This is a genomic window from Streptomyces sp. NPDC045695 (genome assembly GCF_056432025.1).
Window position 1 is genome coordinate 1 of record NZ_JBWKJU010000035.1, and the last position, 11,500, is coordinate 11,500.

The following is an 11,500-nucleotide window of genomic DNA, read 5'->3' on the forward strand; positions in this document are numbered from 1 at the left end:
CTACGAGCGCAAGGCTGAACACTTCCTCGCCTTCGTCGGCATAGCCGCAGCCCTCATCTGCCATCGCCGACTCGCCAAATGAAACGGCGTCTAAGTGGCTCGCGCACGCAGCGCCCCTTTCACCTGCAGCAGTCAAATCCAGTCAGATGACTGACCGTCCCTTGAAACCCCGGCCCGGCGACGGTTGCGGGCAACGCTGCACGGTGGGGCGGCAGGGCTCAGTTGCACGGACGGCGGTGCACGGGTGCACCTCGCGGCATGGGTAAGGGGACGGCCAGGGCCGGAGCGAGACGGGTCACGCCCCTTGCCTGGTAGCAGAATCCTGCTGGCGTTCCTCCTTAAGCACAAGAAATGACATCTTTGTGTGAGGTAAGTCAGGCTTAACCCATGCAGATGCCAGATCCCCGCTTGCTCGCCACCTTGGAGTCCGTGGTGCGCCACGGCTCGTTCGCTGCCGCCGCCGGCGAACTCGGTTACAGCGCCCCCGCCGTCTCTCAGCAGATCGCCGAACTCGAACGCCGCGCAGGCCTTCGAGTCTTGGAGCGCCGCCCCGTGCGTCCCACGCCCGCCGGCCAGGTCCTCCTCGATGCCGAACAAGGGGTACGCTCCGCGCTGGCCGCAGCTGCCCTGGAACTCGACGCCCTGCGGGCCGGCACGTCCGGGCGGATCCGGCTCGGCGCTTTCGCCTCGGCCGCCACGAGCATCGTCCCGAAGGCTCTCGCACAGTTGCAAACGTCGTACCCCGACGTCCGGGTCAGCCTCTCGCAGCTGGACCCCGAGGCCGGCTACGGCCGGATCAAACGGGGAGACGCCGACCTTGCCCTGACTTATGACTACGACTTCATTCCCCAGCCGCCGCCGCGCACACTGCGCCGGACCCTGGTTGCACGGGACCCCGTCGTGGCGGTGCTTCCCGCGGGCCACGAGCTGGCCAGCCGGGAGGTCATCGACCTGGCGAGCCTGGCCGGCGAGACGTGGGTCGCCGCGCCCGAGGCCGCGCTGCGGCTGGAGCTGCTCGCCCAGATGGCCAAGACATCAGGCTTCGAGGCCCGACTGGAGTACGAGGGCGACGACTTCAACACCATCTTGGGCTTCGTCGCCGCGGGCCTGTGTGTCGCGGTACTGCCCCGCTTGGCCCTGCCCCGTGGTGTGGCCAATGTCGTCGCGAGACCGCTGGCCAACCCGGAGCTGACACGGTTCATCTACACCGTACGCCTCGACACCCGCCACGCCCCCGAAGCGCTGCTGGCGCTCGAGCGAATGCTGACAACACAGGTCCGGGCAGTCATTGCCTGAGCCCCCGCCCAGCCGTTCGGCGGTGCACTGACACAGTCGGTCATGTGTGAATACATACGTCGTGGCGCCCGTCCCAGGTCGGGTGCTGCCAAACAATCGCCCGCGGGAGGCTCCTGGGGAGCTGACCGCTGTCGTGTAGTGACGTGACGCGGAAACCTCTTTCCGTATGAGCGCTGCCGTGATTCGACGTGGCGACATCGTGGCGCTGACTGATCACCGGTCTCGTGGCCGCGAACATGGCAGCCTGGCGTGGGCATGAGCGTCACCCCCCGACATGGACGCCTCGGCGGTGGAGGAACACCGTCGACAGCCGATCACGCCGGGGGGCGGTCGACCTGGACTGGACGACGTGACCGATCAGGACTGGCGATGGGCACAACGAGACGCCCTCCGGATGAACCGCTCCATTGCAGGTACGACACGTGACGGACACCTCTAGGACCTCTCCGCAGTCGTGCCGAAACACGATCGGCGGACCATCCGGAGTGCGCGGGACACGCCAAGGTCGCGGGCCAGCTCCTGGAATTGCCATCATCCACGGGCGCGAGATCCCGCACTTCGCGTGCGACCGATGGTTTGCCCTGAGCTGCATCGGGCGGCAGCTGCCTCGTGGCGTGATAGCCCTTTCGTCGAGGGCGAGGCCGGCGCCCATGGCGGGGATGCCAATCGTCCTCCCCGCGCCCACGACCAGTCCGCGAATACTGTGCCGCCCGACTCGTGTGGTGATCAAGTGGGAATTTCCGAGTAATACCGTTGGAAAAAAATGACTGTTTATGACCGTGTTATGTTTGCCGGGCTTTAGCGGCTGTGGGCCGCGGGTCGGCACCAGGGGTTCGCCCTTGACGGAGCTGCAGCGGGTGGGTGAGAACCGTGCGCGCGCCTCACTCCACCGCACTGCTGTGGACCGGTACGAAGCAGGCTCCGCGGGGATTTATCCGTCACGGAAACCAGCAAGCGGCACGACCGCCGACTATGCCCCGAGTAGGCCGCTGAGGCAATGTCCGTCGCCCTGCCCAGATTCCGGGCCGGTGATAATGACGAAATGAAATGAGTGGAATGACTCGCCATCAATACCGCTGCTCAGTCCGTTGGTCGGACATGGACGTCTACGGGCACGTCAACAACGCCGTATTCCTCACCTACCTGGAGGAAGCGCGCAGCGACATACTCGGTGGCCAGGCCGCAATAGCCGGTGTGGACACCTTCGCAGCGGGCTGCGTGAGCGCGAAGCACGAGATCGAGTACAAGGCCCCCCTGGAGTGGCGCGAAACTCCAGTCACCGTCGAGGTCTGGGTTACCGGCCTCAGGGCGGTGTCATTCAACCTCGCCTACGAGGTGAAGGACGAAGGGACTCTGTACGCGAGGGCAGCCTCCACGATGGTTCCCTACGACCTGGAGGGCAAGCGCCCGCGGCGCCTCACCGAGGCTGAACGCGCTTACCTCACAGGATTTCTGACGCAGCAGTGACCGCTTGACCGGGCCGGCCCGAGTCACCCCCGCAGGGGCGACGGCCGCTGTCATGGGTGACGACCGTCTACCACGCCCGAGTGGGCCTTTCGCCGTCTCAATCCGTCTCCGCCCGCGGCTCATCGTCGTGTTGCGGGATGAGTAGGTCACAACCTCTGATGAGGCAGGAAGTCTGACCCGCCTCACTCGCATAGGAAAGAAACAAGTGAAGAATCGCTTTGTCCCCTTCTTTGTTGTGTGTCTGTTGAGTCTGAGTGCGTGTTCCGCAAATGGTCAGGGAATGCAACCCACCGAGACGTCGTCGAGCACAACTCAGGCGACGCTGTACCCGAACACGGATGCAGGTTTCCGGAAGCTGATCATGGCTGTACGTTTTGACGAGGATGTGGTGGCTTCACTGGAGCCGAACTCCGCTGACTATGCAGCGGTCTTCGAGCCGGAGTTCGCGGCCAAAGCCGAGAAGATGTACGAAAAGTGGATCTGGTCCAAGCCCCCCGCCTCGCTTGACGTCGCCCCTGAAAAGACCGAAATCGAGGTGGCGAAGGCTACCACGGACGACCTCAGGAATTGGGCGAATCAGCCTAGTGAAGAATTCCCCCTTGGATATGAGAAGGTGGCCCCTTACTTCAAACCCGGAACGACGATCTACCGGTGGGAGTATCTGGAGCCAGGCGAAGTTCTCGGTGACGCGTACGACGGAATGGCCTACGTCAATGGGCGCTGGGTGTGGTTCCCGAAGCTGTGGCGCGTCCTCGACTAGCGCTGACCCAAGACCGTGTTCCCGTGGTGAGGCGGTATTGGCCTCGGGCCTCTCGCGGGGACGTCCTGCGCGCCGGTCAGTGGTTACGCCTGGCGGCCGCCCGGTGCCGCCGGCCTCTGCGATCATCAGTCCGCCCGGGGCGGCTCTGGGCGCCCGATGTCACCTGCGGGGGCGGGAGACGGGTGGTCTACCGCTGCGGGAAGTAAGCATGGCTTATCCCACACAAAGGTGTCTTTACTTGCGCTTACTTCTGTGCGATTGCAGGATTCTGCCGCGAGCAGGAGCGGAATCGTATGTGCCACCTGCCGCAAACCTCTTCGTCGAGCAGCGCACGTGGTTCCCGTGTGTGATGCCTGCTCCCGAGTCCGGATATGCCTCCTCGCAGGCCGAGGTGCGACCGACATCCCGGGCGGGGGGCGGAGCAGACAGAGAGCAGCGGCGGGCGCCCTGCGTGCAAGAAGGGACAACGAGTGCACCCACCACCACGGTCGGCCGTTCCCGTACGGTCGGCCGTCAGCCCGCGGAGGAGTCGCCGCCAGTGACGGCAACTACCGTGGGGGACTGACGACTTGGGCTTGGTTCTCTTCGTCGGAGCGGACCGGTGCAGGCACCTCGTGAGTGCATGGGGACCAGGTCTGACGGACAGTGTCGGCGGCGGGCGTCGGGGCCAGTGAGTCCTGCCTGCAGCCGAGAGCAGTCATCGACGCCTGGTGAGCTGCGCTCCGTCCGTCTCGTGGCGAGGGGCCGAACCGGCAGGCGAGGAGACGGCTTGCCGTGCCGGCTGCCGGATTGATGCGATCTGTCGCCGAATTCTCCAAACAGTTGAGCGTTTGACTTCTGCTGTTCACGCTTTACCTGTCAAGTGCCCGGAGGCACGGCCTCGGGCCCCACCGATTCAGAAGCGAGTCGAGCATGGTGCGTGTCCGTTCATCGTTGGCCCAGTTGCCCGCCTATGTCCCGGGCCGCAAAGTGCCCGGCGCGGTAGTGCTGGCCAGCAACGAATCCCCGTACGGGCTGTTGCCCGGTGTAGCCGCAACGCTTACGGAGCTGACCGGCGGCATTTCGCGCTACCCCGACCTGAGCGCCACCGCACTGGTGCAGGCGATAGCCGGGCACCACGACGTCGAGCCGGAGCGGATCGCGGTGGGCGCCGGATCCTCGGAGGTCTGCGGACAGCTGCTGCACTCGGTAGTCGGCTTCGGCGACGAGGTCGTCTTCGGATGGCGGTCCTTCGAGGCGTACCCGATTCTCACTGCGGTCGCAGGCGGTGTCGCGGTGCGGGTCCCACTGCTCGACCATGTGCTGGACCTCGACGCCATGGCCGCGGCGATCACCGACCGGACCCGGCTGGTCTTCGTCTGCAACCCGAACAACCCCACCTCGACCGCAGTCGGAGAGCGGGCGCTGCTCGACTTCGCGGACCGTGTCCCGGAAGACGTGCTGATCGTCGTCGACGAGGCCTATCGTGAGTACGCGGATCCGGCGCTGGTCCCCGATGCCCTGGCCCTGCTCGGCGACCGTCCGAACGTGGTGGTTCTGCGGACGTTCTCCAAGGCCTACGGGCTGGCGGGACTGCGCGTCGGCTACTGCGTGGCGCCGCCGTGGATCGCCGCTCATGTGCGCAAGACGCAGGTACCGTTCAGCGTCAGCGCCCTCGCCCAGCAGGCCGCCGTCGTCGCCCTCGACGAGCGCGCGGAAGTCGCCCGGCGGGCCGCCCTCACGGTCGTCGAACGGGAGCGCGTGACCCAGACGTTGCACGCGCTGGGTTTCGGAGTCCCCCAATCCCAGGCCAACTTCGTGTGGCTACCGCTCGCGGACGCGAGCGCTGACTTCGCCGTCCACTGCCTTGGCGGGCGCGTCGTGGTCCGCCCGTTTCCCGGGGAGGGCGTCCGGGTGACGATCGGACTGCCGGAGGAGAACGAGGCTTTCCTCGATCTCGCCGCGACCTGGAGAGGCTGAAGGCCGTGCGCCCCAGTCCTTATGAGCGGCATCGCGAACTGCTTCAGCAAGCCGTGCGGGCCCTCGCCGCCGGTGAATTCCGGCGGCCCTTCACGGAGGCGACCGGACAGGATGCCGCCGACGCGGGCATGAGATCGGTCCGAACAGCTGTGAAGGTCTTCGGCTCCCTGCTGGGACGGCCCTTCGAGCTCGACCAGCCCGGCGAGCTCGGCCGGGTGTGCACCGAGTCCTCGCCCTATGGGATCGGCATGGGCATCGGTTACCCGCGATGCGACCCCGCGGCTCTGGTGGCGGCTGCCGCCCAGGCGACGGCCGGGTGGCGCGTCGCCGGCCCCCACCGACGCGCCGGGCTGGCCGTGGAGATACTGCGCCGCCTGAACACCCGCAGCCATGAGCTGGCCCTTGCGGTGCATCACACCACGGGGCAGCCGCCGCAGGCGGCGTTCCGGTCCGCGGGACCGCGCGCCCAGGACCGTGCGCTGGAGGCCGTGGCCCTTGCCTTCGCGGAGTCCGAGCGCGTTCCAGCGGACCTGAACTGGGAGAGCGGTCACGGGACCCAAGGGAGCGGCCAACCGTCGCCGATGCGGGGCACCAGCACCCTGGTGCCCCGCGGAGTGTCGCTGCTCATCGGTTGCCCCGACTATCCGCTCTGGAACGGCTACCCGGGCCTGTTCGCCAGCCTGGTGACCGGCAATCCGGTGATCGTCGCCCCGCATCCGCGTTCCGTGCTGCCGCTGGCCATCACCGTGCGCGTTGCCCGGCAGGTGCTGGCGGAGGCCGGCCACTCACCGGACATCGTGACCCTCGCGGTGGCTGAACCAGCGGAACGGCTGCACGAGAGGCTGGCCACGGACCCGGCGGTGCGAATCGTCGACTTCACCGGATCGGCGCAGTTCGCCGGCTGGCTCAGGGAACACGCCCGCCAAGCCGCCACGTTCGTCGACCGGACGGGCCTGAACACGGTGATCGTCGACTCCACCGGTGACTACCGGGATCTCGTGCGCGGCCTGGCCCACTCCTTGTGCCGGTGCAGCGGCACGGTCCGCACCACACCGCAGAACATCCTCGTGCCGACGACGGGCATCGCGACCGATGAGGGGCGCAAGAGTCTGGGGGACTTCGGGGCCGACCTGGGCGAGGCCGTGGACCGGCTGCTCGGGCATCCCGCACGTGTGGCGAGGCTGCTGGGCGCGATCGCCAGCGATACGGTGCGGGCGGGGCTGGCGGAGGCCACGCGGTACGGCACCGTGCTCCATGCCTCCGGAGCGCTGCGCCATCCGCATCATCCGGCCGCCGATGTGCGCAGTCCCCTGCTCGTCCGGCTGGCGGCGCAGGACGAACGGATCTACGCCAGGGAGTGGCCGGGGCCCGTCTCATTCCTTGTCGGTACCGACTCGACGTCGCACAGTCTGGCTCTCTTCCGCCGCACGGTCGGCCGCCACGGGGCGTCGTACGCCACGGTGCACTCGACCGACCCGCTGGTGCTGGCGGTCGCCGAGACGGCAGCACTGGACGCCGGGGTGCACCTCGTGCAGAACCTCGCAGACGACTTCCCCGCGGACCCCTCCTCGGCAGGCGCGGATTTGCCCTCCGAGGGCGCCCACTTCGTCACCGGGCGGTTCAGGGTGGTGCGGTCTCGGCAGAATGCGGCCAGGACGGCCCCGGCGCCTGCCGTGGAGGGGGCCCCGAGACCGACCCCCATCGGGGCTGCCAAGTCGCCTCGGGCTCCGGCGCCGGACTCGGGTTCCGCTGCCGCGCTGGTCGACGTCTGAGTCACCGCGCAGTCAGGCAGTCCAGTGCGTCCCGCGTCCCCGCACCTCGTCGAAGACCAGCCAGGTGCGGGTCGAGCGCACCCCCGGTACTGCCTGGATGCGCTCCAGCACGACCTGGCGCAGCACGGAGTTGTCCGGAGTGCGTACTAGCACCAGGACGTCGAAGTCACCAGCGACGAGGGTGACGTGCTCGACGTAGGGGATCTCGCGCAGTTCCCGGGAAATATCCCGCCACGCGTTCTGGTCGATCGTCAACGTCACGTACGCACTCGTGCCGAGGCCGGCCCGCTGCGGATTCAGCCGCGTGCTGAAGCCCGTGATGACCTCCTCGGCCATGAGCCTGTTGATGCGCGTGTACGCGTTGGCGCGCGAGATGTGCAGCTTGTCCGCGAGTGCCTTGATCGACACCCGGCCGTCGTCGATGAGCCCCGCCAGGATGTGCCGGTCGGTGTCGTCGAGTCGAACGGCAGTTCGTCCGGTCATCGACTCCGAGGGTGAGTTTTGCTCGGACACTTTGGCCTCCCAGAGCGCTTGGTTCGGCAGTCCGTCGCTGGTTCGCCGGAAACCTTGAACACATATTCAGCATTGGTGACGATACTCGCGTCAAGTGTCCAGAGAAAGTGAGTGCCCTCCATGTCTGTGAAGAGCCTCCGCCAGACGGTCCAGGGCCTCCTGCCGTCCCTCGTGCCGGTGCGGTTCGTGGCCGAGGACGGCACCCCGGTGGCCAAGCCCGCAACCGACTACACCGAGCCTCCGCCCGAGGTTCTCCGCGAGGCGTACCGGCGGATGGTCGTGGGGCGCCGGTTCGACACTCAGGCCACCGCGCTCACCAAGCAGGGGCGGCTCGCGGTCTACCCGTCCAGCCGGGGCCAGGAGGCCTGCCAGATCGGAGCCGTACTCGCGCTGCGGCCGGACGACTGGTTGTTTCCCACCTACCGCGACTCTGTGGCCCTGGTCGCCCGCGGCATCGACCCGCTAGAGGTGCTGACGCTGCTGCGCGGCGACTGGCACTGCGGATACGACCCGGTCGCCACCCGCGTCGCCCCCCAGTGCACCCCGCTGGCCACCCAGGTGCTGCACGCCACCGGCATGGCGGAGTCGTTGCGCCGCACGGGCGGGGACGGTGTGGCGATGGCCCTCGTCGGAGACGGCGCCACCAGTGAGGGGGACTTCCACGAGGCGCTGAACTTCGCGGCTGTGTTCCGCGCGCCGGTCGTTTTCTTCGTCCAGAACAACAAGTACGCGATCTCCGTGCCGCTGGCCCGGCAGTCCGCGGCGCCCGCCCTCGCGTACAAGGGCATCGGACACGGGGTGCGTTCCGAACAGGTCGACGGCAATGATCTGGTCGCCGTGCTGGCCGTCCTGACCGCGGCGGTCGAGCATGCCCGGACCGGGCACGGACCGGTCCTGGTCGAGGCGCACACCTACCGCATGGACGCGCACACCAATGCCGACGACGCGACCCGCTACCGGGACGCGGCGGAGGTCGAACGGTGGAGCGCCGCCGACCCGGTCAGCCGTCTGGAGACGTATCTGAGGGCCTGCGGCGCCCTCACCGACGAGGACGTGGCGGCGGTGCGGGAGGAGGCGGAGACGCTGGCCACCGAGCTGCGCGCGGGCATGAACGTGGAGTCCGAGCCCGATCTGCTGGAGCTTTTCGACCACGTCTACGCCGAGCCGACATCCCAACTGCGCGAACAGCGTGCCCTGCTCGCGGCCGAGCTGGCCGAAGACGCCGCTTCCCCCGCACTCGACACCCAGGAGAACTGACGGCCATGGCCAAGGTCACGATGGCGCAGGCGCTGAACGCCGCACTGCGCGACGCACTGCGCGAGGACGAGCGCGTGCTCGTCTTCGGCGAAGACGTCGGTCCGCTCGGCGGCGTCTTCCGGATCACCGACGGGCTGACCCGCGACTTCGGTGAGCAGCGATGCTTCGACACCCCGCTGGCCGAGGCCGGCATCGTAGGACTGGCCGTCGGCATGGCGATGGGCGGCTTCCGGCCCGTGGTGGAGATGCAGTTCGACGCCTTCGCCTATCCGGCGTTCGAACAGATCGCCTCACACGTCGCCAAGCTCCGCAACCGGACCCGGGGGCGGCTCGCGCTGCCGATGGTGATCCGAATCCCCTACGCGGGCGGCATCGGGGGAGTCGAGCACCACTGCGACTCAAGCGAGGCGTACTACGCGCACACCCCGGGCCTGAAAGTCGTCACCCCGGCGACGCCCGAGGACGCGTACTGGCTGCTGCGGGACTCCATCGCCGACCCCGACCCCGTGGTCTTCCTGGAGCCGAAGAAGCTGTACTGGTCGAAGGAGGAAACCGACCTGGAGCGCCGCGGAGCGCTGCCGTTCGGGCAGGCGGCGATCCGACGGGAGGGCCGCGACGCCACGGTCGTCGCGTACGGGCCCTCGGTTCCGGTGGCCCTGGCCGCAGCCGAAGCGGCGGCAGCCGACGGCATCGACCTGGAGGTCGTGGACCTGCGCACGCTGGTGCCCTTCGACGACGAGACGGTCACCGCATCGGTACGCCGGACCGGACGCTGCCTGGTCGTCCAGGAGGCCCAGGGCTTCGCCGGCGTCGGGGCGGAGATCGCCGCACGTGTGCAGGAGCGCTGTTTCCACTCGCTGGCCGCGCCGGTCTTGAGGGTGGCCGGCTTCGACATCCCGTATCCGCCGCCGAAGCTGGAGCACGCGCATCTGCCGGGCGTCGACCGGATCCTCGACGCCGTCGACCGTCTCCAGCTCGGCGACGAGCCGGACACCCTGCACCTGCTGAAGGGAACGGCCGTATGAGCACCGCAGCGCTTCATGAGCAGCTCTTCCGGCTGCCGGATCTCGGCGAAGGGCTGACCGAGGCCGAGATCATCGAGTGGAAGGTCGCCGTCGGCGACACGGTGACGATCGACCAGATAGTCATCGAGGTCGAGACCGCCAAGGCCGCAGTCGAGGTGCCGGTCCCCTACGCGGGCACCGTGCTGCGACTGCACGCGGAGGCGGGTACGGCGCTGGAGGTGGGGAAGCCGCTGATCACGGTGGGTACGCCGACTTCCGGCCGACCCGACGGCACGGGGGAGGGCCCGGGCGCCCAGCCTTCTGTCGATTCGACGTCGGCCGACCCTGCGGCTGAGCGATACCGGGAGGAGGAGCAGGCCGGGTCCGGCAACGTCCTGATCGGCTACGGCACCGGCCACGGCCCGGCACCGCGTCGCCGCCGCCGACGCGGGGGCGCCGCGACGGGAGGCGGCACTGCTGCCGAGGCGGCGCCGTCCGGAGAGCTGCACGCTCCCCGGGTCATATCCCCCCTCGTACGCAGGATGGCGCGGGAACACGGGATCGACCTCGCCGCGTTGGCGCCATCGGGTCCCGCAGGGGTCGTGCTCAGACGAGATGTCGAGCAGGCCGTTGGGCGGGCCGGCCAGCTGGCGACGGACCCCGATGCCGCACCGGTCACTCCGGATCGTCGGCCCCCGGCGGACCGTGCACCGCACGCCCGGCCGGCGCCGGACGGTCCCGAGCGCATCCCGCTGCGCGGGGTCCGCCGCGCGGTCGCGGACAAGCTCTCCCGCAGCCGCACCGAGATCCCCGACGCCACCACCTGGGTCGACGTGGACGCGACGGCCCTGCTCCAGGCCCGGAAGGCCATGCAGGCCGCAGAGCCCGGCCGCCCCATCGGACTGCTGGCCCTGCTCGCCCGTATCTGCGTCGCCGGACTGCACCGCTTCCCGGAGCTGAACTCCACCGTCGACACCGAACGGCGGGAGATCGTCCGCTTCAGCGAGGTACACCTCGGCTTCGCCGCCCAGACCGAACGCGGTCTGGTGGTCCCCGTCGTCCGCGACGCACAGCGCATGACGACCGCACAACTGGCCGCCGAGCTCGCCCGGTTGACCGGGCTGGCCCGCGACGGGGCCCTGCCGCCCGACCGTCTGACCGGCGGGACCTTCACCCTCAACAACTACGGCGTGTTCGGCGTCGACGGATCCACGCCCATCATCAACCACCCCGAAGCCGCTCTGCTCGGCGCGGGCCGCATCGTGGACAAACCGTGGGTGGTGGACGGCGAACTGGCCGTCCGCAAGGTCATGCAGCTCTCCCTCAGCTTCGACCACCGGGTCTGTGACGGCGGTGTGGCCGGCGGGTTCCTGCGCTTCGTGGCCGACTGCGTGGAACGCCCGGCGATCCTGCTCGCCGACGTCTGAACCACCCCCGCTTCCCCCGCGTCCGCCCAGGCGACTCACACCCAT

Annotated in this window: 9 protein-coding genes; 8 read left to right on the top strand and 1 reads right to left on the bottom strand. The window is 68.6% G+C overall.

The window, feature by feature from the left end; all coding sequences use genetic code 11:
- Positions 1 to 387: 387 nt before the first annotated feature.
- The 5 genes from AC07DU_RS32895 (at position 388) to AC07DU_RS32915 (ending at position 7,254) form a co-directional block, all read left to right on the top strand.
- Complete coding sequence (locus tag AC07DU_RS32895) at positions 388 to 1,296, top strand: LysR family transcriptional regulator (protein WP_360896755.1); 909 nt, start codon at positions 388 to 390, stop codon at positions 1,294 to 1,296.
- 1,056 nt (positions 1,297 to 2,352) lie between these two features.
- A complete protein-coding gene (locus AC07DU_RS32900) occupies positions 2,353 to 2,763 on the top strand; it encodes an acyl-CoA thioesterase (RefSeq protein ID WP_453370023.1) in 411 nt (136 codons plus the stop codon).
- 280 nt (positions 2,764 to 3,043) lie between these two features.
- Positions 3,044 to 3,523, top strand: a complete 480-nt coding sequence (locus AC07DU_RS32905; protein ID WP_479115526.1) for a hypothetical protein — start codon at positions 3,044 to 3,046, stop codon at positions 3,521 to 3,523.
- Positions 3,524 to 4,435: 912 nt separating this feature from the next.
- On the top strand, positions 4,436 to 5,482 hold the full coding sequence (locus AC07DU_RS32910; protein ID WP_479115528.1) for a histidinol-phosphate transaminase: 1,047 nt from the start codon (positions 4,436 to 4,438) through the stop codon (positions 5,480 to 5,482).
- On the top strand, positions 5,470 to 7,254 hold the full coding sequence (locus tag AC07DU_RS32915; RefSeq protein WP_479115578.1) for an aldehyde dehydrogenase family protein: 1,785 nt from the start codon (positions 5,470 to 5,472) through the stop codon (positions 7,252 to 7,254). The genes AC07DU_RS32910 and AC07DU_RS32915 overlap by 13 nt, the downstream gene beginning before the upstream one ends.
- 12 nt (positions 7,255 to 7,266) lie before the next feature.
- On the opposite strand, the gene AC07DU_RS32920 is transcribed toward AC07DU_RS32915, so the two are convergent.
- The gene (locus AC07DU_RS32920) at positions 7,267 to 7,737 is read right to left on the bottom strand and encodes an Lrp/AsnC family transcriptional regulator (protein WP_468629621.1); all 471 of its coding nucleotides are present in this window, start codon (positions 7,735 to 7,737) and stop codon (positions 7,267 to 7,269) included.
- A gap of 150 nt (positions 7,738 to 7,887) precedes the next feature.
- On the opposite strand from AC07DU_RS32920, the gene pdhA reads away from it, so the two are divergent.
- From pdhA to AC07DU_RS32935, 3 genes are read left to right on the top strand one after another with little or no spacing between them, the layout of a single operon-like run.
- Entirely contained in the window at positions 7,888 to 9,024 is a 1,137-nt protein-coding gene (gene pdhA, locus AC07DU_RS32925; RefSeq protein WP_479115530.1) for a pyruvate dehydrogenase (acetyl-transferring) E1 component subunit alpha, read from the top strand.
- 5 nt (positions 9,025 to 9,029) lie between these two features.
- On the top strand, positions 9,030 to 10,049 hold the full coding sequence (locus tag AC07DU_RS32930) for an alpha-ketoacid dehydrogenase subunit beta (RefSeq protein ID WP_360896775.1): 1,020 nt from the start codon (positions 9,030 to 9,032) through the stop codon (positions 10,047 to 10,049).
- A complete protein-coding gene (locus AC07DU_RS32935) occupies positions 10,046 to 11,455 on the top strand; it encodes a dihydrolipoamide acetyltransferase family protein (protein ID WP_479115532.1) in 1,410 nt (469 codons plus the stop codon). Before AC07DU_RS32930 ends, AC07DU_RS32935 begins: the two co-directional genes overlap by 4 nt.
- Positions 11,456 to 11,500 lie beyond the last annotated feature (45 nt).

Coding starts and splice junctions, on each gene's coding strand:
- pdhA (WP_479115530.1), top strand. CDS start 7,888: ATGTCTGTGAAGAGCCTCCGCCAGACGGTCCAGGGCCTCCTGCCGTCC.
- AC07DU_RS32905 (WP_479115526.1), top strand. CDS start 3,044: ATGCAACCCACCGAGACGTCGTCGAGCACAACTCAGGCGACGCTGTAC.
- AC07DU_RS32935 (WP_479115532.1), top strand. CDS start 10,046: ATGAGCACCGCAGCGCTTCATGAGCAGCTCTTCCGGCTGCCGGATCTC.
- AC07DU_RS32895 (WP_360896755.1), top strand. CDS start 388: ATGCAGATGCCAGATCCCCGCTTGCTCGCCACCTTGGAGTCCGTGGTG.
- AC07DU_RS32930 (WP_360896775.1), top strand. CDS start 9,030: ATGGCCAAGGTCACGATGGCGCAGGCGCTGAACGCCGCACTGCGCGAC.
- AC07DU_RS32920 (WP_468629621.1), bottom strand. CDS start 7,737: ATGACCGGACGAACTGCCGTTCGACTCGACGACACCGACCGGCACATC.
- AC07DU_RS32910 (WP_479115528.1), top strand. CDS start 4,436: ATGGTGCGTGTCCGTTCATCGTTGGCCCAGTTGCCCGCCTATGTCCCG.
- AC07DU_RS32900 (WP_453370023.1), top strand. CDS start 2,353: ATGACTCGCCATCAATACCGCTGCTCAGTCCGTTGGTCGGACATGGAC.